12 protein-coding genes are annotated in these 21,336 nt (G+C 65.3%); 2 read left to right on the forward strand and 10 right to left on the reverse strand.

The features are described 5' to 3' along the window. The 3 genes from LLH00_12950 to LLH00_12960 form a co-directional block, all read right to left on the reverse strand. Positions 1-634: PfkB family carbohydrate kinase (locus tag LLH00_12950; protein ID MCE5272178.1), on the reverse strand; the 634-nt coding region annotated here is incomplete at its 3' end. Positions 635-639: 5 nt separating this feature from the next. After that, positions 640-1,551, reverse strand: a complete 912-nt coding sequence (locus tag LLH00_12955) for a DUF6528 family protein (protein ID MCE5272179.1) — start codon at positions 1,549-1,551, stop codon at positions 640-642. An 8-nt stretch (positions 1,552-1,559) separates the two neighbouring features. After that, positions 1,560-3,080, reverse strand: coding sequence for a carboxypeptidase M32 (locus tag LLH00_12960; GenBank protein ID MCE5272180.1), 1,521 nt, complete (start codon positions 3,078-3,080; stop codon positions 1,560-1,562). 149 nt (positions 3,081-3,229) lie between these two features. Here LLH00_12960 and phrB point away from each other — a divergent pair, with 149 nt between their 5' ends. Both phrB and LLH00_12970 read left to right on the forward strand, forming a co-directional pair. Then, complete coding sequence (phrB, locus tag LLH00_12965) at positions 3,230-4,576, forward strand: deoxyribodipyrimidine photo-lyase (GenBank protein ID MCE5272181.1); 1,347 nt, start codon at positions 3,230-3,232, stop codon at positions 4,574-4,576. Positions 4,577-4,599: 23 nt separating this feature from the next. Continuing rightward, the gene (locus LLH00_12970; protein ID MCE5272182.1) at positions 4,600-6,285 is read left to right on the forward strand and encodes a cation:proton antiporter; all 1,686 of its coding nucleotides are present in this window, start codon (positions 4,600-4,602) and stop codon (positions 6,283-6,285) included. A gap of 120 nt (positions 6,286-6,405) precedes the next feature. On the opposite strand, the gene LLH00_12975 is transcribed toward LLH00_12970, so the two are convergent. The 7 genes from LLH00_12975 to LLH00_13005 all read right to left on the reverse strand — a co-directional run bounded on the left by LLH00_12975 (position 6,406) and on the right by LLH00_13005 (position 21,308). After that, positions 6,406-8,763 carry a DUF4962 domain-containing protein gene (locus tag LLH00_12975; protein MCE5272183.1) on the reverse strand — a complete coding sequence of 786 codons (2,358 nt, stop codon included), beginning with the start codon at positions 8,761-8,763 and terminating at the stop codon, positions 6,406-6,408. A 66-nt stretch (positions 8,764-8,829) separates the two neighbouring features. Continuing rightward, complete coding sequence (locus LLH00_12980) at positions 8,830-9,867, reverse strand: prolyl oligopeptidase family serine peptidase (GenBank protein ID MCE5272184.1); 1,038 nt, start codon at positions 9,865-9,867, stop codon at positions 8,830-8,832. A gap of 89 nt (positions 9,868-9,956) precedes the next feature. Next, positions 9,957-10,244, reverse strand: a complete 288-nt coding sequence (locus LLH00_12985) for a hypothetical protein (protein ID MCE5272185.1) — start codon at positions 10,242-10,244, stop codon at positions 9,957-9,959. A gap of 91 nt (positions 10,245-10,335) precedes the next feature. Further along, positions 10,336-12,762: an alpha-L-rhamnosidase gene (locus tag LLH00_12990; GenBank protein MCE5272186.1), complete on the reverse strand. Its 2,427-nt coding sequence runs from the start codon at positions 12,760-12,762 to the stop codon at positions 10,336-10,338. 72 nt (positions 12,763-12,834) lie between these two features. Then, positions 12,835-17,691 (reverse strand): PAS domain S-box protein, encoded by a 4,857-nt coding sequence (locus LLH00_12995; GenBank protein MCE5272187.1) that lies wholly within the window; start codon positions 17,689-17,691, stop codon positions 12,835-12,837. Positions 17,692-17,893: 202 nt separating this feature from the next. After that, positions 17,894-19,963, reverse strand: a complete 2,070-nt coding sequence (locus tag LLH00_13000; protein ID MCE5272188.1) for a dipeptidyl peptidase 3 — start codon at positions 19,961-19,963, stop codon at positions 17,894-17,896. Positions 19,964-20,096: 133 nt separating this feature from the next. Further along, a complete protein-coding gene (locus tag LLH00_13005) occupies positions 20,097-21,308 on the reverse strand; it encodes an anion transporter (GenBank protein MCE5272189.1) in 1,212 nt (403 codons plus the stop codon). Between the last annotated feature and the right edge of the window lie 28 nt (positions 21,309-21,336).

Consider the following 21,336-nt stretch of genomic DNA (forward strand, 5'->3'; position numbering starts at 1 on the left):
CGGGAAGGTCGAGGCCGCTCCAGCCCAGCAGGCTCATGACTTCGAAAACCTCTTGTGCGTTGAGCTTCAGGATATCCGCCCGACGCATGCTCGCGGTCACGGTCTGCGGGCTGTAGCAGCCTTGCCGCAGGTTGAGGTCCAGAAATTTGAGAGCCCCCACTGCGCTGTCCAGGAGTCTGTGCAGTGTTTCCCGGCTTATCTCCGTGCGCTGGACCAGTGTGCCGAAACAGACACAGCGCGCCGTGGCCGCCGCATGCTCCAGCTCGGGGGTGAATTGTATCCGGTCATAGGCCCGGTCCGGCAGGATCGTGAACTCCGGGTTACCCTCGGCGGAGAGAGCCACCTCCACCGCTCCGGTCACCTGCGTGCTGTCGCGCTGGATCAGGCTGGTGTCCAGACCCAGGGCGCGGACCTGTTCCAGCGCCCGGCGGCCCTCGCTGTCGAGGCCCACCCGGCTCACCATGCGGGCATTCACCCCGAGGCCGGCCAGGCGCAGGGCCAGGTTGAGCGGCGCGCCGCCCAGCACCGCGCCGCCGGGTAAGCGGTCCCAGAGCACCTCGCCGTAGGAGAGGACAGTCGGATTCTTACGGCCTTTTGTTATCGTCGCTTTTACCTGGCGCCAGCAGCAGGGCATCGGCGCTACTCCTGCGGGCTGACCCAGCGGGCCTTGTACAGGTGCTGCCCGGGAAGCTCGATCTGTCCGGGCGGGTTCTGCAGCCGCACGACTGAGGTCCACCAGTCGGGGCTGTCGGCGCGGGTCCAGGAAATGCGACCGTTCACCGGGTTCACGCTGATACTTTTCACATCCGCACTGTCGGCCAGCAGGGGGTGCGGCTCGAGGCTCCAGTCATCGCGGTCGAACAGCCAGCAATGATTCGAAGTGCTGACCGCGAGGAACGGTGTCCCCGGCACGGGCTGCATCTCGTGGCCGATCCCCTCGGGCAGGGAGATCAGGGCCTGACGGCTCAGATGATCGAATCTGTTGCCAGAGAATATAAGTTTATATATACGAATATCCTTTCCTGCCAGAGCATACAGTTTCTGCCGAGTGCTGTCCCAGACCACTCCGTGCCCCCAGGGGAGGCTATCCTCAGCCAGAATTCGGCCCGGTGTGGAAAGATCGAACACGAGCAGGCGGTCCCCGCGGCCGGACTCATCCATCGAGGCGGCCACAGCCAGCAGCCCGCCGGGAAGAATATCGGCCGAGTGGGCGTTGGCTACAGTGGCGTAGAACAGGGCCTTGCCTGTCGCGCGCTCCACCAGCGCCACGCCCTCAGCCGATGAGGTGACAACGAATTCCCGTCCACCCTCCACCGGCTTGCAGTCGGAGGTGGTGGCAAATCTGGCCCGTATGGAGTCGGGCAGGCCGCTCGCCTCATCCGCGCGCCAGGACCAGATTTTTTCGGGCGCTCCCGCACCCAGCCGCAGCACGAACACCTCATCCCAGCCGCAGAGAACGATCTCCGGGGCGGCATTCTGCGCCCTTACCCCGGGGGCGGCTGTCGCGGCCAGGGCCAGCGCCAGGACTGAAATCCAGCTCTTGCCAAACATCATTTTCCTCACAGGTCGAGGTTGAACAGCTCGCCGTATTTACGGCTGAGGTAGGCGAAAAACGGCTCCGGGCCCAGGGGCGCGCCGGTCACCACCCGCACCAGCTCGGGGGCGCGGTGGCGCATGCCCTGGCTGTGGACTTTCCGGTGCAGCCAGTCACGCAGGGGCCCGAAATCCCCGGCGCCAAGCCGGCGTTCCAGGCCGGGAAGCTCGCGCTCGGCCGCGGCGTAGAACTGGGCGGCGTAGAGGTTGCCCAGGCAATAGGTGGGGAAATAGCCGATCAGGCCGCTGGCCCAGTGGGTGTCCTGCAGGCAGCCCTCGGAATGGGAACTCACGCTCAGGCCCAGCAGCTCACGGAAGCGTGCGTTCCAGGCCGCGGGCAGGTCGGCCACGCTGAGGTCGCCGCGCACCAGGGCGCGCTCCAGCTCGAAGCGCAGCACGATATGCAGGTTGTAGCTCACCTCATCCGCCTCCACCCGGATGAACGAGCGCCGCACCCGGTTGACCGCGCGCAGGAACATGTCAAGCTCCATTCCCTCCAGGCTGCCGTGGAACACCCCCTTGGCCTTGGGCAGGAAATGGGTCCAGAAAGCCCGCGAGCGCCCGACAATATTTTCCCACATCCGCGACTGCGACTCGTGGATGGCAAGGGAGACCGCCTCGCCGCGCGGAGCGCCCCAATGCTCACGCTCCAGACCCTGCTCGTACAGGCCGTGCCCGGCCTCGTGCAGGATGCCGAAAAAGGCCGGGGCGAAATTGTCCCGCTCGAAGCGCGTGGTGATCCGCACATCTCCCGGGCCGATCGTGGTGCAGAACGGGTGCACCACCTCATCCAGACGCCCGGCGGAGAAATCGAAGCCCATGGCCGCGGCCGCCATTTCGCCGAACACGCGCTGGCGCTCCAGCGGGAAATCCGCCTCCGGAAGCTCGGCGCCCGCTCTGTCGCCGGCCTCCTCTATCCGCGCGACCAACGGGGGCAAACTTTGCGCCAGGGCTGAGAACACGCGCTCCAGGTTGGCCTCGCTCTCGCCCGGCTCGTAGTCCTGCAGCAGGGCCGTGTAGGGCGATTCCCCCGAGCCGTAGCAGGCGGCCTGCTCGCGCTTCAGGGCCAAGATCCGCTCCAGGTGCGGGGCGAAACGCCCGAAATCGCCGCTGCGGCGGGCCTCGACCCAGTCGGCGTGGGCCAGCGCGGTCACACGGGCCAACTCCTCGACCAGGCGCTTGGGCAGCCGTCGGCGGCGCTCGAAACGCAGGCGAATCTCCCGCAGGTTGACCGCCCGGTCCGAAAGCGGGTCATCACCCGCCGCAGCCGACTCGCAGGCGGCCAGAAGGTCGCCGGTCTCATGGGCGGTCAGGCGCTCGTGCGACAGGCGCGCGGTCAGGGCGAGCTGCTCGGCCCGGTGCTGTGCACCCTGGCGCGGCATGCCGGTCTCCTGGTCCCATTCCAGCAGGCAGCTGATCGAATCCAGCAGCGAGGCCTCACGGACAATTTCCAGCAGCTTGTCGTAATTGTTGTCTTTATCTGCCATTACAATGTCCCCGTTCAGGGTGTAGGCTTGATTGGCCGCGGCTGATACACGCGCGGCCCGTTGTGTTTCTCTCTTTTGACAGGCAGGCATCTCCTGAGGTAATATAATGGCAGATGGCTGTCTCTTTCCACCAAAACGGGGGCTGGCCGATGGAAACCGAGCGTATTTTCCGCCTGAACCACGCACGGCCCGGACGCGGACCGGTGATGTACTGGATGAGCCGCGAGCAGCGCGCCGCGGATAACCACGCCCTGGCGGCCGCGCTCGAGCTGGCCCGCGAGCGGCGAGTCCCCTGCCACGTAGCTTTCTGCCTGGCGCCCGCGTTCGCCGGGGCGGGCCTGCGGCATTACGCTTTCATGCTGGAGGGCCTGCGCCGCACAGTCGAGGAAATCAATGAGCACGGTTTGCCGTTTCACCTTCTGGAGGGGGAGCCGGGAGACGAGGTGCCGCGCCTGGCGCGCGAGCTGGAGGCCGGCGCCGTGCTCGCCGATTTCGACCCGCTGAGGCTCAAGCGCACCTGGCAGGCCCGTACGGCCGAGGCCCTGGCTGTCGAGTTCCTGGAGCTGGACAGCCACAATACCGTGCCCTGCCGCTTTGTCTCCGGCCACCAGGAGTGGAGCGCGTTCACCCTGCGGCGCAAGATTACCCGCTGCCTGGACAGTTTCCTGCACGAGCCGCCGCCGTTGACCCCGCAGAACTGGGCGCGGCCCGAGATTCCCGTGCTGGACTGGGACTCCGCGCTGGCGAGGCTGGCCCCGGACCCGACAGTTCCAGTGCTGGCTGAACCGCGGCCTGGAGCGCAGGCGGCGCGGCTCTGTATGGAGACATTCATCCGGGAGCGCCTGCCGCGCTACCACCTGGAGCGTAACGACCCGAACGCCTGGGTGCAGTCGGGATTGTCGCCCTACCTGCATTTCGGCCAGCTCGCCCCGCTGCGCGTGGCGCTTGAGGTGAGCCGCTCAAGCGCGCCGGCTGCGGCGAGAGATGCGTTCCTGGAAGAACTTATCGTGCGGCGCGAGCTGGCCGACAACTATTGCCATTTCAACCCGGACTACGACCGCAGGGAGGGCCTTCCCGACTGGGCGCGCCGCAGCCTGGACCAGCACCGGTGCGATGATCGCGAGTACCTCTACACCCCGGAGGAATTCGAGGCCGCCCGGACCCACGACAGCCTGTGGAACGCCGCCCAGCTACAGATGGTAAAAACCGGCCGGATGCACGGGTTCCTGCGCATGTACTGGGCCAAGAAAATCCTGGAGTGGAGCGAAAGCCCGGAGACGGCCCAGCAGACCGCGATCCGGCTCAACGACAGATATTCGCTGGACGGCCGCGACCCGAACGGTTATGTTGGAGTGGCCTGGAGCGTGGGCGGCCTGCATGACCGTCCCTGGGGACGGCGGCCCGTGTTCGGCACTGTGCGCTACATGAGCCGGGCCGGCTGCGCGCGCAAGTTCCAGGTGGAACGGTTCGTGGAAAGTATATATAAGCTTGTATAATTAAGAAGCGGAAAGGGGCATGTATGGGCGCCTGGGAGACACTGCTCAGCCTGTTGATCCTGTTCGCCGCGGCCCTGGTGCTGGGCACCCTGGCCCAGGAACTGCGTCAGAGTTCGATAGTGGGGTACCTGGCCGCCGGGATGCTGGTGGGCCCGCACGCCCTGGGCTGGGTGGGCGAGGCCGGGGCGGTGGAGGCCATCGCCGAGCTGGGCGTGGCCCTGCTGCTGTTTTCCATCGGGCTGGAGTTCTCGTTCAAGCGCCTGCTGGCCCTGGGTCCGGTGACATTCGTCGGCGGGACGGCCCAGGTGGTGCTGACCGCGGCGGCGATAGCCCTGGTGGGACGCTGGTGCGGCCTGGGCTGGCCAGTGGCCGTGGCCCTGGGCGCGATGGCTTCGCTTTCCAGCACGGCCTGCGTGGTGCGCATCCTGATCGACAACGCCCAGATCGACAGCCTGTGGGGGCGCGGCTCGATCGGGGTGCTCCTGCTGCAGGACATAGCCGTGGTGCCGCTGGTGCTGCTGGTGGCGGCCCTGGGCGGGCAGCATTCGCCGCAGCAGTCGCTGCTGCTGCTGGGCCGCACCGTGCTGCTGGGCGCGGTGATGTTCGCTGCGTTCTACGCCGCAGTCAACTATCTGGTCCCGCGCCTCCTGACCCGCGAGAGTTGGGTGCGCAACCGTGAGCTGCCCGTGCTCCTGGCCATGGTCTCGGCCACTGGCTCGGCCTGGGCCGCGCACGCGGCGGGGCTCAGCCCCTCGTTCGGCGCTTTCCTGGCCGGGCTGCTGCTGGCCGGCTCACCTTACGCCGTGCAGATCCGGGCCGATATCAGCCCCTTGCGTTCCCTGCTGGTGACTCTCTTTTTCGCCGGCATCGGCATGCTGGTCGACCCGGCCTGGGCCGTATGTCACCCGCTGCTCATCCTGGGCACGGCGGCCCTGGTGCTGGCACTCAAGCCGCTCATTGTCATGGCTGTGCTCAAGACGCTGCGCTACAGCGCCGGGATCGGCCTGGCGACCGGCCTGTCCCTGGCCCAGGTGGGCGAGTTCTCTTTCGTGCTGGCCGGGATCGCCGCCGCCGGTGGGCTGCTCCAGCCGGACCTGTTCCGACTGGTGATCTCGGTCACAGTGCTGACCCTGTTTGTCACCCCGTACCTCGTGCAGGCCGCCCCGGTGTTATGCCGCGTGGTCGAGGGCTTCGGTGGCCAGTTCGGGCGGGGGCCTCAGGACGCCGGTGCGGAGGGAGCGGAGGGCCGGTCAGCCACGGAATCCCTCGCCGGGCGGATCATCATAATCGGGTTCGGACCGGCCGGACAGCGCGTGGCCGAGGGACTGTACGCCCGTCACAAGGACGACCTCCTGATCCTGGACCTCAACCGTCGCAACGAGAAGATCGCGCTCAGCTACGGCCTCAAGTTCATGCTTGGTGATGCCAGCCTGCGCGAGGTTCTGGAGCATGCCCATATCGGCCAGACCCGGGCTGTGATTGTGGCCCTGCCCGACCCGGAGACCTGCCGGATGATCATCCACCTGACGCGGACCCTGGCTCCCGCGGCCCGGATTTTCGCCCGCGCGCGCTATCATGTGGTCCAGTGGGACCTGCTGCTATCCGGGGCCGAAGCCGTGGTGAGTGAGGAGGACCAGGTGGGCGAGCGCCTGGCCCAGGAGGTTCTGTCCGCTTTGCACGGCCAGGACCTGCCGGTCGAAAGCGGATAGGGTGGAGAGGGACGCGACGGGATCTGAGACCGGGCCGGCCGGCTCAAAGAAGGCTTATATAAATTATAATAAAAAAGGGCTGCCCGGAGATTCGGACAGCCCCTTGAAAAATTCCGCTGATTATTTTGCCTGCCAGACGATCATCCGCACCACGAACGCAGCCGCACGACGCTTATCTTTGGTCGAGACAGTCAGGTGCCACTGGTTGGGGTAGCCAGGCCCGGGGCTCTCGCTGAACTGGTCGGTCTGCGAGAAAGTCAGTCCCTGAGGCTCCAGGAATTCCACGGTCAGACGCGCGCGGCCCTTTTTCACGGTCACGGTGCGGGCCCTCTCGTCGATCTCCATTTTCTCCAGGGCGTGCAGCAGCCAGTCAAAGCGGACATCTTTGGGCGCCTGGAGGTCATCCAGGATCAGGAACTCGTCCGGGCGACGGTAGAACACCCGGCGCACGAACTTGTCCAGACGGCCGGCGTAGGACGGGGTGGCATCCGCGGCCGCGTAATCCAGCGAGCCCTCCGCCCCCGAGCCGAACGACCACTCGATTATTTTCCCGTTGGCGGCGCGATCACGGCCCGTGGTCTGGCCCTCACCGTCCACCAGCACCGAGTTGTGCGCCCGGGTCTGCCAGGTCCAGGCTTTGTGGTGCGGGTGGCCGTAATGAGGATAATAGCCGCTCTGGATAGCCAGCGCCTCGCCGAACCCTTGGATGTAGAACGAGTTCTGGTCGGCGTAGGTGTGGCTCCAGGCCCCGTGCGGCGAGCTTTTGAGCAGGAAATAGATTTCCTGCGGGTCGGCCGGGTCCTGGTGGAACGCCACCAGGCCGATATCACGGAACACCCAGCAGCGCGGCAGGTCCGCGGGCGGCAGTGCGGCCACGTGGCCGGGGCCCTCATCCAGCCAGAGGAAACTGAATATCCCGCTCGGGACCTCGGTCTCGTTCACCGGCAGTTCCCCGGGCCGGCTCATCTCGGCGCGCCAGCGGAAATAGGGGTTGTCGAACAGCGTGGCCAGATGGTAGAGGTTGAGCTTGTCCGCCGGCCAGTAAGAGCCGATCCCGGTGTCGCCGAACGGCAGCATGGCTCCGAAATACGGGTAGCCGTAGAGCTTGAACCAGCCGTTGTTCCGGTAGAACGGCTTTTTCAGGATATCCAGGCCCGTGGCGCAGCGGATTGCGTCCGCCGACTGGAGCATGTAGTTGAAATACATCATCCAGTAGCTGGGGCCCTCCGAGTAGCCGCCGTCACGCCCGCCCCAAGGCGGGTAGAACGTGGTGACCATGGGCAGGACATAGGCCAGCCACTTGTCCGCTTCGGGACTTTCGCCGTGGAGGACTATGCCCGCCTGCGAGATGTAATTGACCAGCCGGGTCTCGTGACTGGCGAAAGGTTTCAGGTGGTAGGGCCGTTTCTGCCAGCGCTGGTAGGCCTGGTCGGCGCGCAGGGCGAGCATCGCGCGGATACTGTCGCGCTCGGCCGGGGCGAGGCTGCCGTAGATCCAGTCCCAGGCGCGCGCGCCGTTCAGCAGGATCGGCATCGCCACCTCGTCGTTGTACTCCATGTTGCTGGAGCCGTCCGGGTCCCAGGCGGTCAGGTGAAGGAGCCACTCGCGGGCGCGGTCGGCGTACCTGGCCTCGCCGGTGACAAGATAGCAGAACCCCAGGAAATCCAGAGTCTGCCCCATCTTGCGCGCCTGGTCGTAGTAATCGCGCCAGAGGGCGTAGTTGAACGGCCCCTCGGGGAAACGGGGCGGCTCCTGCATCAGCGGGCGGGTGAGCAGCGAGTCGTCGGTGAAGCGCTGGATGCGCTCCCAGAGACGCCTGTGGGGCTCGGAGGAGACTATTAAACTTTTAATACTGTCCAACTGCCCGGCCCGGACCAGAAGGCGCGGGTGGCCGGCGGGGATGCGGGCCAGAAGCTCACTGATTTTCGGCACGGTGTACTCGATCGCCTCGGCGGCCACCGTGAAACGCCGCACCGCCGCGGGCGGGGTCAGGCTGCCGTCCGGCAGCACGCAGCGCCAGCGCCAGAACCACTGGCCCGGCCCCAGGCCGAAGCTGGGGTGGTAGAGCGGCAGCGGCAGCCCGGCCACGAGCCAGGAGCGGCCGCCCTGGGCCGGGAGCGGGTCCGCGCCCGGGGAAGCGGGCACCAGGGGGCCCTGTCCGCGCGCCTTTTCCAGAAGCCCATCGCTCTCCAGGAATTCCGGGTCACGGGAGACCTCGAACACGAAGGCGCGCGCGCTGTCCTCGGGCTGCCAGTTGAACCCCGGCGGGTCGTTCAGCACGGTGTCGCCATCCGCCGGGGCCGGGCGCAGCAGCTCGGGATCAAAGTCCGGCGCGGGGCCGAGGTATTTGAACTCGCCCTGGGCCAGGCGCGGGCCGTCGCCACCGGCCGGGCCGGGTTTACAGCCGCTGCAAACCAGCAGAGCCAGGAAGGATGCGGCTAAAACCAACCGGATCAGGACTGCCGACACGTGCTCCACGCTCCCTCCTTTCGCCGCAACCTCAGAAGGCCGGTATATCGGGAAGCAATATAAAAATTATGACAATCACTTGCTCCAGCGCGCCAGCCAGGCCAGGGCCGCACGGTAGACTATCTCGTGGCCGCCCTCGAACAGGGTCACCCGGGCCGGGCCGGCGCTGCGCCGGAACAGGACTGTCTTTTCTGCATAGAGGCTGTCCGGCTCGGCCTGCCCAGTCAGCTCGGGCGGCAGGCTCTGGTTCGCCACGACAGAGTCGATCTGCGAATCGGTCAGGTATTTCTCGGGAGCGCCGTTCACCCGGGCCAGAAGGTTGAATGCGCGCAGGCTGTGGCTTACAGGCACCGACCCGCTGTGCCCGTCATGTATGCCGGCGTTGATATCCAGCGGCAGAGCGGCGGCCTGAGCGAGCCAGGTGAGAGCTGAGCGCCGCGCGTACTGGCTGTCCACAGCGGCCGAGGAGCCGGGCGCTCCGCCGCAGACCGCGACGAGGTTCCCGGCGTAGCCCTGGTTCGGGTTGCCGGGCGCGGAGCACTGGGCCTGCCAGGCGGCCAACTCGCTGATCGGCACCCAGGCCGAGGCCGCGGTCCAGGTGGACCGGCTGCGGCCGGCCATCAGCAGGGTGAGGTAGCCCCCGCCGGAGCAGCCGACCAGGTAAATCCGGCGGCTGTCCACCTGGGTGTTGGCCTTGGCGTACTCCACCGCGTCCAGGACATCCTGCACCACGGCCTCGCTGCCGCAGGCCTCGGGCTGCACGTTGGGGCCGCGGAAATTGGGGTGGATGAAGACCCAGCCCCGCTCGCGGCAACCCTCCCAGTAATTGATGCTTTCGGCCTGACGGTAGTCGCCGCTCCAGGTGTGAAGGGCCACCAGCAGCGGGTGCGGCCCGGCGCCCTCCGGCGTCCAGAACATAGCCGGCTGCGCGGTCCCGTCCAGGCTGCTCGTGATCGCCACTTCCTGCACCTCGGCCGGCCAGGACGGGGCCTGACTTCCGGCTGTCGAATCGGCGGCGCTGACCGGTGCGGCGGGCTTGTCACCGGCGCCGGAGGAGCAGCCGCACAGCAGTGACAGAATCACAATCAACTCCTTGTACTCAAGTTTGAGCATCACGCGCTTAATCCTCCGTCGTTCCTGAAACAATGATCAACCTGAAATTCGATAGTTACATGGACTCATTCAGAGCAATCCGGACCGGTTCAATCGGGGGTCCAGATTTTTCCGGCGGTCATGAGTTCGCAACGGCTGTCCAGCCTCAACGGGTTGACTGATATGGTGTAAAACAGGAGCCCGCGATAAGCCGTGAGGTATTTGTGTTTGCGGCCGAGAAAGCCGCCGGGGGCTGTGACCACGAGCGGCGAGTCGGTCCGGGCGAGGATCGACTCGAACGCCGCTGGTTCCACCTGAACGATCGCTCCCGAGGCTTTTATCGCCCGTGCGGCGGCGGCAGCAGCGGCGGCAGCGCCGGCAGCGGCTCCATAGCTCATGACAAGCCTCCCTCTGGACACGGAATACAGCCGCGAGGAAAGGATTCGTCCTTTCCCCGCGCGAATTGGCAGCGGCTGCGTGGCTGCAATCTTACTTGTTCTTGCCCGGCAGCTCGATCTTGTTTACACCCGGCACGAGGCCGTACTCCACGCCGTCCCAGACGAACGCCCCGCGCAGCGCGCCGGGCAGCTCGATCGACGCGCTCAGGCCGCGGGCGCCCTTGCGCTCCAGGCTGACCGCGAGCGTGCCCTCCGGGTGCGGCATGCTGGCCTTGACCTGTTTCAGGGGGCCGAGGGCGGGCTCGATCCGCACCGTGCGGAAACCGGGCGAGGCCGGGCGGATGCCGCAGACCGAGGAGAGCAAGCCCCAGGCCGGGCTGGCGCTCCAGGCGTGGCAGTCGGAGCGGGTGGGCTCGGGGGTCTCGGCAAAAGTAGTCAGGCCGTAACGGATCATGTCGCGCCAGGGCTCCAGCCGGGCCACGTAGTCCTGGCCCAGGCCGCAGTGGCGCATGGCCTCGAGCACGTAGAACTGGAAATAGAAAGTCGCCCGGACAACATCCGGCTCGGTGGAGATCCGCTCGAACACCTTTTTCTGCTCCTGCGGCGGAATAATATCGAGCAGGATCGCCAGGGCGTTGGCGTGCTGCGAGAACAGCTTTTTCTCGGGGGTGTTGGCCACGAGGCCGCGCTCGGCGGACCAGCAGGCGGCGTAGGTCGCCCGGGCGACACGCTCGGACAGTTCGCGGTAGTGCGCCGCCTCCCAGTCGCGGCCGAAAGCCAGCGACATCTGCGAGGCGCAGCGCAGGGCGTAGGCGAACTGGAGCGAAACCACGGCCGAGCCGCCCTCGGCCGCCCCGGGCGGCACGCCGTAGGGGTACTGGTCCACCCAGTCCACGAAATTCCACCAGGGCAGCGGCCCCAGCACACCGTCCTGGCCCAGGCGGTTTTCGAACCATTCGAGCACACCCCGCACGCCGCTCAGGTGCGCCTGGACGAAGGCTTCATCCGGGCGGTGCATCCAGTAGTCGTGCAGCATCAGCACCCAGAACAGCGAGAACGGCGGTATGACCTGGGCCACGCGGCTGGGGTAGCGGCTCTGGGTCAGGCCCTCGGGCAGACGGGAGTCGTCGTAATGGTTGATCGCCTGGCGCATCAGACGGTCATCGCCGGTGAGGTAGAGCGAGATGAGCGCCTGGATGCGGGTGTCGCCCACGTACTGGAACTGCTCGTAGTAGGGGCAGTCAAAATAGTTTTCGCCTGCGCACAGACGGGCCGTGCGCCAGGCCACGTTCCAGATCGAGGTGAGCGAGGGGTCGTCGCTGGCGAAAGTAGCGTTGAGCTTGAACGGGTAGCCGGTGAACGGGTTCTTGAGCGAGTTGAGCGTGAGCGGCTCGCCGGCGGTGATCACATCCCTCTGCAGGTAACGGAACGTGCGGAACCAGAGGGTGAAAAAGCGCCTGTCCGCACCGCCGTCCGGCAGGAACTCGTCATAGTTGCCGAACACGTGCATGCCGTCGATCTTGTCCCGGTTGTGCTTGGCGCCGGCGGAATCGACCAGGGCCTCGGCCCAGACCAGTCGGACCAGCGCGCCCTTGCCGCCGGAGACACTCAGCTCGGGGTAGGCATTGGTCAGGTAGCCCTGGTCGATCAGCAGGCTGACCCGGCTGTTGGCCGGAACATTTAAAGGCTTGCCCCCGTTAAGGAAACCCTCGTCCGCGGCGATCCCGGCCGCGCGGCGGATGTGGCCCGGCGCCTCGGGGCGTTTCTCCATGGGCGGGATGGGACGCGGGATGAGGTTCCAGGGCGAGCCGCCGTCCAGCATGCCACGCGGGGCAGGATTGCGGCTGCCCGCCACGACCGGGGCCAGCCAGGCGGAATCATCGAAATCGAGGCCGGTCCAGCCCCAGGGGTGAAGGCCCGCCTCTACGTGGTCGCCCGGGCCCACGACCCGGAAATCGAAAATCCCCTCGGCCTTGTCCAGCGCGGCATCCCAACCGGAGGGGATTGTGGTGAACGCCTTGTCCTGCATCACTTTCCAGGTTTCGGTCCCGCTGTTGACCAGTTGTTCGGCCAGGCCGTCGCCCTGCAGCACGAAAGCACTGCGGCAGGACATCTGGGCCCAGGGCCGCTGCTCGCCGTAGTTCCAGACCAGGGCGGCCAGCACGTTGCGGCCGGCTTTGAGGCGCGGGGCCAGGTCCACCGTCTCGTAACGCCAGTGGTCTGGGTCGCCGCGCGAGGGGCCCTCCGAGACCTCCTCCCCGTTGAGGTACAGGCGGTAGCGGTTGTCGGCGCTCACGTGGACAATGAACTTCTCCGGCACGCCGGCCAGCTCGAAAGTCCGGCGGAAAAGGCTCACCGCGCAGCCCTGCGCCTCCACGCCCGGGCAGGCGATCCAGGACGAGGGCCAGGACTGGTTGAACAGGTCGGGTGCGGTCTGGGCGGCGAGCGGCGTTGAATCGAGCAGACAGAGGAAAGCCAGGGCGGCGGAAAGGCTCAGAAAGCAGGAGGATTTTTTCATCGCTGCGCCTTCGATGGAAAATGTGAGAGTTGGAAGCGGGATAGGCCGGGATGCCTGCTCGGAACCGGTGCTTCAAGGCTCGTACAGGACCCGGTTCATGACAGCTTTCAGTTCCTCGAGACGGTAGGGCTTGGTCATTATACCACTGAAACCGTATTTGCGGAAGTCTGAAAGCACCTGTTCGTTGGAGTATCCGCTGGAGACTATGGCTTTGACTTGAGGGTCGATCTCGAGCAGTTTCTGCACCGCCTCGCGCCCGCCCATGCCGCCGGGGATGGTCAGGTCCATGATGACCGCGTCGAACGGCTTGCCCTGGGCCAGCCGCTGGATGAAAAGCTCCACCGCCGCATCCCCGTCCGCCGCCTGCTCCACCCGGTAGCCCAGCTTTTCGAGCATGCCCTGAAGCACCTTGCGCACCGCGGCCTCGTCATCCATCACCAGTATGGATTCGCCGCGCCCGGCACGGACCGCCGACTTTTCCTCCAAGGCAGTCTGTTTCTGACTGGAGGCCGGGAACCAGAGCTTGAAAGTGGTGCCTTTCTGCAGTTCGCTTTCCACAACAATGACGCCGCCGTGACGCTTCACGATCGAATAGACCGTGGCCAGGCCCAGGCCGCTGCCTTTCTGCTTGGTGGTGAAATAGGGGTCGAAGATGCGCGGCATGAGTTCGGGGGCGATGCCGATACCGCTGTCCGAAAGGCTCATCCGTACATAGCGTCCCGCCTCCAGGCCCGGGACCTGGTTTTTGCGCAGACGGCAGTTGTCCAGGCTGATCCGGATTGTCCCGCCCTTGGGCATGGCCTGGTCCGCGTTGATTATCAGGTTGTTCAGCACCTGGTTGATCTGGCCGGGATCGACCTCCACCGCCCAGAGCTGCGGCTGGAATTTCAGCTCGTAGCTGACACTCGATCCGCTGAGGGCGAATTTCACCGCCTCCTGCACCAGGTCGGCCAGCGAGGCGATGCGCTTGACCGGCTGGCCGCCGCGGCTGAAAGTCAGCAGCTGCATGGTCAGCTCGCGGGCGCGCAGGCTGGAGTTCTCGATCGCGCTCAGCGGCTCGGTCACGCTGTCCTCCGGCTTGACCATCATCCGGGCCAGGGAGGCGTTGCCCAGGATGGAGGTGAGGATGTTGTTGAAATCGTGGGCGATCCCCCCGGCTAACAGGCCGATCGATTCGAGCTTATCCGAGCGCAGGCGCTCCTGCTCGAGCAGCTTGAGCTCGGAGATGTCCTTGAAGCTTTCCACGATCCCCAGCAGCTTGCCCTCCGGGTCGCGGAAAGGCGTGACAGTCAGGATGCAGGGCAGCTTGCTGCCGTCCAGCAGTCTCTTTTCGATCTCCAGCTCGTACTTGTCCAGGCCGGAGCGTATCTTTTCGAGCGGGCAGTTGGCCGTATTGCAGCGGGTGCCGGACCACAGGTCGCAGCACTGCTGCCCGACCAGGTCCTCTATCCTCTGCCCGAAAACCTCGATCCAGCTGCGGTTGACCCGCAGGACCGACTTGTCGGCCCCGATCACCGCAATGGGATTGGTGGCGTTGAAGATCTGGTCCAGCTCGGAGTGCGCCTGGGCCAGTTGAGCCGCGGCTATATGGCGCTCGGTGATGTCGCGCACCAGCGCCAGCACCTGGGTCGGATCGATGGCGACCATCCTGCATTCGTAAAAATGCATCCCATCGGGCATCGCCAGCTCGTACTCGAACCACTCCATGAGGCCGGACTGCAATGTCTGCTCGATTTTACGCATCAGGGTTTCGGCGATATGCCCGGGCATCACTTCACTGATGGATTTTCCAAGGAACTGATCCGGCTGCAGATAGAGCCAGTCCTTGTGTCCCTTGTAATCCAGGAACATGCCCTGCCTGTCCAGCCGGAACATCAGGTCGGGTATGGCCTCCAGCATGGCCCGGCTGCGGGCCTCGCTTTCAAGCAGGAGACGCTGGGCTTTCTTGCGTTCGGTGATATCGCGCACCTGGATCATGATCATATTCCGGCCCTCGAGCTGGAACAGGGTGCCGAAAACCTCCACCGGCACACTGCTGCCGTCTTTCCGGAAATTGGTAATCTCCTGAAGGTGGAACTCGCAATCCTTGAGCAGCCGTTCGAAGTTCTTTTCCGTAAGCTCCGGGTCATGGGTCATCGCGTAGGGTGTCAGGCCGATGAACTCCTCCCTGGAATAACCGTAAAGCTCCAGGGCCGCACGGTTGGCCTCGATGAAGGTCTGGTCCTTCAAATCAAAAACGCAGAGGGCTTCCGAGGAGGTGTCGAACAGCGCCCGGTAGCGGCGCTCCCGCTCGCGCAGCGCCTCCTCGGCGCGCTTGCGCTCTGTGATGTCCCGCGCCTGGGCCAGGATGTACCTGTGTCCGTCGAGCGAAAAGGGGGCGGCATAAATCTCGACCGGGATGCGGGTCTTGTTCTTGTGCAGGTGGATCATCTCGAAGCGGTGGACCTTGTCACTGGCGATTATGTCCTTCATGTGCTGCAGGGATTGCTCCGGCTCCGGGTTCAGGTCCTGGGGCTTTATATCCTCGAGGAATTCCTTTCTGGTATAGCCGAAAAGTTCCTGCCCGGCACGGTTGACCTCGATATAGCGCCCGGTTTCGACGTCGATAATTGAGAGGGCCTCGGAGGAGGTATCGAACAGCACCCGGTACTTGCGCTCGCTGTCGCGCAGGGCGGCCTCGCCGCGCTTGCGCGCGGTGATGTCGCGGATGACGCTCTGGACGGTCCGGGTTTCCAGGTCGATCAGCTTGGAGCTGATTTCCACTTCGATCCGGCTGCCGTCGGCACGCAGGAGCCGGGACTCGATCGATATGCCGCCTTGCAGGCCGATGCCCTGGAGGTGACGCTGGCCGGATTCGCGGTCCGCCTCGGGATGCAGGGAGACGACATGGCGGTCCAGAAGTTCCGCGCGCGTGTAGCCCAGCATGCGGCAGGCCTGGCGGTTGACATCCAGGGTGCGGCCCTCCAGGTCGTGGATGAAGACCGCGTCGTTGGAGTGCTCGAACAGCTCGCGGAAACGTTTTTCGCTGCGGCGCAGCGCCTCCTCGCTCTGACGGATGGCGGTGATGTCGGTGCTGACCCCGAATATCCGGCAGACTTTGCCCGCGGCATTCCGCTCCGCGATCTTGACCGTGTACAGACGGTGAAGCTGTCCCTTGCGGTCCCGCACGTTCTGCTCCAGGACATGTTTGTCTTTCGAGCCCTCGAGCAACTCCCGGTCGGCCTGCCTGGAGTTCAGGCCGTCCTCACGGTCCAGGAAGAACTCATCGGAGTATTTTCCGGTTATCTCCTCCGGCCCGACCCCCAGGAAATGCCTGAAAGTCTCGTTCGCCAGAATGTTGCGGCCCTCTTCATCCAGCACGTAGATCATGCTGGGGTTCATGTCGATCACCTGCCGCAGGAACTGGTGCTGCTCCTCCTGGACCTTATGGGAGCGTATCCGCTCCTCGATCCCCCGGATGGCCGCCAGGTGCACCGGCAGGCCCTGCCAGGTGAAATGCCGGGCGTTTATCTCCACCGGGAACACGGCACCGTCTTTGCGGCGGTGCCAGCGCACCGGGATGACGGTCAGCCTGCTCAACGTGGCGGCGTGGGTTTGGTCCGGCTCACCTGAGAGGTCGAGGTTACGCAGGCGGAGCAGCTCGCTGCGGCTGTAGCCGTACATTTCCACCGCCGCCTGGTTCACCTCCAGTATCCTGCCGTCCACGTTGGAGATCAGGAACAGGGCGTCCGATTCCATCTCGAACAGGGCGCGGTACTTTTCCTCGCTGAACCGGATTTTCTCCGCCGAGCGTTTCTGCTCGGTGATGTCCTCGAACATCAGGGTCCAGCGCAGCCCGTCGTGCACCTCCCGGCCCATGCGCAACTTGAACCGCCGCCCGTTCATGCCCTTGAGCCCCACCTCCACCTCGAACGGGATACGGAAACGGTTGACCCGGAACAGTGACTTGCGGGTCAGGACGCGTATCCCGAAGAAACGGGCCTGGCCGGCGAAGGTGGTGAACCCGAGGTAGGGGCTGCGATCATAGACCGCGTCGGAATCGATAGTCTCCAGCAGTGGCATCTTCCGGCCGGTCTTAAGGTCGGTCATCCAGCGTCTTATCCTCCCGCCCGTGCGCTCGACCACGATCTCGTAATCCCGGTCCGAAGCCAGGACCTCGTGCCGGAGCACCAGGTCGGTGGCCTGGCGCTGGATGCGTGTCTGCGTGTTGTAAAGCGAGGCGACGCAAACCGTGTAGCCCAGGCTGTCGCAGAGCATTTCCTCGTTGCCGAGCGCCCCGCCGATCACCAGGGAGAAGTCGCGCATGCGGTTGTGGGCGTGTCCGGTGTGGATGCGGTAGATCACTTTAATGTCCCGGTCCGGACGGTTCAGGGACCGGTCGAGCATCAGATAGCAGTCCGCCTCGCTCTCCGGGTGGAAACGGTGCTCGAGCTCCATGCGGCCGTCGCGCCGGACCAGGCGCCAGTGGCTCGGGTCGCAGGAGCGCGAGACCCGCCAGTCCCGGCCGATCCGCTCTTTGTCATCCGGGCCTTCGTATTCCACCACCCAGGGCTCGTCGTTCCGGTCGAAGGGCAGGCCGGCCAGGGCCTCGATCTGGGAGAAATGCGCCTCTATTTTCTGGAAATCACCGTCCTGGAGAAGTTCGCTCAGGGGGGCCTTTTTGGCGGCCAGTTCCGAAACCCATTCGCGCAGGGTGCTGAAATTGCCCCAGTAGCCGGTCAGCCGCCATTGGCTGTCGACACTGACACCGGGCATGTTGATTGCGGACAGGAGCGAGTAGTAGTTGCGGGCGAGCGTGTCGCGCTGTTCCTGGGATTGGGCCAGCTCAGTTTCGAGCTGTGCGATGCGATGGTGGGAATTGTCCTGGCTCCGTCCGCCGGGGGCTGAACCGCCTGGCGTCCGGTTGGGCCGGCCTGAGCGAGAGGGCATCTTAAATCCCGATCATTTTAGAGCTATCCGGGAACGGTAAATCCAGAATCGCCCGCGATGGAAACTCAATCTTGGGCTCTTAAAATGTAACTGTTTCAATACGAAAAAGTAAAGACAGGACCCTCTACAAACCGTGGCGGCTCCGGGGCTTAATATCCCCCGGCCGGAACCGTTCCGGCCGGGGGACTGGTCTGCGGGCTTCTCAATTCGTAACGGGCAGGAACGAATAGGTATCGGCATAGTACAGCATCTGGGCCGTGAAATCCTCCGGGTACTCCACTTGCACGTCCACCACGTTCCCGTCCTGCAGCACGGGCTTGAGCAGCGGGTTGATGAAACCCGAATAGGGCGCGATGTTCAGCTTGGCGTAGCGCGCCAGCACCTCCTGGTGCAGCGCCGGGTCCACCTTGACGCCGTAGTTTTCCACCAGGGCCTGCCCGCCGGTGTAGTCGCCCTCGCTCTCAATGCGCTGTATCTCGCGCAGGAGCGCGCCGAACAGCACGCGCAGCTTGTCGTAGTCGTTCACCACGTAGTAGGTCTTGCCGTCCTGGGTGACCGGCTCCACCACCTTGTCCGGGGCGCCTTTTTCCAGCACCCAGCGGCAGACCAGGGCCCGGTTGCGCATGTGGGCCTCCTCGATCTGCTCGCCGGGCTTGACCCGCGCCAGCTGCACCAGCAGGCCGTTGGTGATGTAGTCGTCATAGGCGGCCTTGCCCACCTCCGGCGTGGAGATCACGCCGATCTCGACCATCTTGGGGTCGGGCAGGTAGTACAGGGCCACCAGGTCGGCGCGGGCCTCCTCCAGGGTGCTGCCGTAGTTCTTCAGCGTTTCCTTGGGCTGGCCCACGCCCGGGTTTATCTGCCCGCTGGCGTGTCCGATCACCTCGTGCAGGTCGGTGTGCAGGTTGTCGGCCAGGTCGCCCCACTGGCGCTGGCGCTCGATGCTCTCGGGCCGGAGGTTGAATTCCTCCAGCACGCCGCTGGTGCGGGCCACCTCATCGTAGGCATGGACCAGGTTGCTGATAGTGATGCTCTTGGAGCCGTAGCGCGTCCGGATCCAGTTGGCGTTTGGCAGGTTGATCCCGATGGGCGTGGAGGGGGTGACATCCCCGGCCTCGCCGGCCACGGCGACCACCCGGCCGCTGATCCCGGTGACTTTTTTCTTCTTGTGCTGGTCCAGGATCGGCGAGTGGTCCTCGAACCACTGGGCCTGGCCGGCGATGGCCTCCATGCGCCGGGTGGACTCCCGGTCCTTGAAATAGACCAGCGACTCGTAGGTGGCCCGGAACCCGAGGGCATCGCCGTAGGTCTCGATGAACCCGTTTATCACATCCACCGTGGCGGTGGAGTCCTCGACCCAGAGGATACTGAACTGGTCGAACTGTTTCAGGTCGCCGCTGCGGTAGAACTGTATCAGCGCCTCCAGGGCCTTGCGCTGGCTTTCGTTCTCGGCCACGCCGGCGGCTTTTTCCAGCCAGAACACGATCTTCTCGATGGCCGGGCCGTACATCCCGCCCACTTTCCAGACCCGCTCCTCGATCTGGCCGTTCTCTTTGACCAGCTTGGAGTTGAGGCCCCAGGAGACCGGTTCCGGGTCCTGGGGGTTCATTTTCGCCTTATAGTAAGCCTCGGCCTCGGCCTGGGTCACGCCCTCGTAGAAATTGTTGGCGCTGGAGGTGACCAGGTCCACGCTTGAATCGAGGTTCACCCGCTTGGCCGCCACCGCGGGGTCGAACAGCACCGGGGTCAGGCGCGCGGCGAGTTGGGCCACGCTCTCGCCGTCCTGCAGCGGGAAACCGGCCGGGTCGGAGCCCTCGGCCAGCTCGGCGAAATATTCGGCCGGGAAACCGGGCATGATCTTGTTGTTCGAGTAGTGATGGTGGATTCCGTTGGAGAACCAGACCCGCTTCACGTAGACCATGAAATCCTTCCAGTTCTGGCTCTCGCGGTCACCCTTGTAAGTGCGTACGATGTTCTCGAGGCTGTGGCGCACCGTGAGGTTGTACTTGCAGTTCTGGTCCCAGAGGATGTCGCGGCCGCTCAGGCCGGCCTCGTACAGGTAGTAGACCAGCGCTTTCTGCTGCGGGCTGAGCTGCTCGAAAGCCGGAATCTGGTAGCGCAGGACTTTCAGGTCGGCGAACTGCTCGGCCAGGTACTTGAACTGGGGTCCGGTCTGGGTTGCGGATTGCATACGGTCTTTGTTCTCCCCGCCGCGGCAGGCTGTCAGGGCAAGGACAGCTGTCAGGGCCATGAACGCCACGTTTCTGGTCAGCAAATGTCCTCCTTGAGGAAGGGTTGATGTATGGATGAATAGTACCGTATCCGGCGGCCGGAGTCAATCCACTTGCGCAGTATGGCCTTGGCCTCGCAGCATATGCGGGGACTGCGTGCAGTGTGCGGAAGGTTCAGAACACAAGACGGAGCCACAGCGCGGCGATAAGGAGCGTGGCCAGGGTGACCGGCACCCCCACCCGGGCGTGCTCGCTCCAGGTGATCCGGACCCCGTAGCGGCCGGCCTGGTCGGCCACGATCAGGTTGGCGATGGAGCCGACCAGCAGGAAATTGCCGGCCAGGGTGGAGGACAGGGCCAGCACCGCCCCGGCCTGTGGCTGCGTGGCCGAGGGCAGAAGGAGCATCACCGCGGGCACGTTGGAGACCAGGTTGCTCAGGGCCGCGCTCAGCACGAACAGCCAGCCGGGGGCGGCCGGGTCCATACCCCGCTCGGCGGCGCCCTGCAGAAAGACCTCCAGCCAGCCGCTTTGCTGAAGGGCGTAATTGACCACGAACAACCCGCAGAACAGCACGATCAACTGCCAGTCCACCAGGGCCAGCATCTCGCGCGAGCGCATCCGCCGCGAGCAGAGCAACAGGCCGGCCGCAGCGAGGGCCGCCGCCTCGCGCGGCCAGGGGGCCAGCAGGAAAAAGACCACCAGCGCCACCAGCACGGCCAGGCCCTTGTAGGCCTGCCAGCGGTTGATCGGCGGCCCGTCCACCGGAGCGCCGCCGCCCGGACGGCGCCATTTCTTGCGGTAGAGCAGGTACACCACCGCCCAGACCACGGCCAGGCCCAGGGCCACCGGCGCGAACGCGGTCAGCAGGTAGCCGCGGAACGACAGGTGCAGCACCTGGCCGATCAGCATGTTCTGCGGGTTGCCGATCAGCGTGGCCGCGGAGCCGACGTTGGCCGAACAGGCCAGGGCCAGAAGGAACGGCAGCGGGTCCAGCCCGCGGGCGCGGCAGCATTCGATCAGCACCGGGGCCACCGCCAGGCAGACTATGTCATTGGCCAGCAGGGCGGAAAGCCCCGCCACGGTCAGGATCACCAGGGCCAGGAGCCACGGCGGGCTCACCCGCGCCGCTCCCACCCGCCGCACCAGCCAGGTGTAGAACCCGGCCAGGCGGAACTGCGCCGAAACTATCATCAGCCCGAACAGAAGGGCCATGGTGGGAAGGTCCACCGCCTGCGCGGCCGAGCCGGTGCCCACCCGTCCCAGGGCCAGCAGGGCGATCGAGCCCAGCAGAGCCACCCCGGTGCGGTCGAGCGCCAGCGGCGGTATCCCGCCCAGGAACATCCCCAGGTACACCAGCAGAAAGATTGCCAGGACCGAATAATCCACTGTCGCCCCGCCGCAGGAGAGTATTTCC

The sequence above is a fragment of the bacterium genome (assembly GCA_021372515.1).
Lineage (GTDB): Bacteria > Gemmatimonadota > Glassbacteria > GWA2-58-10 > GWA2-58-10 > JAJFUG01.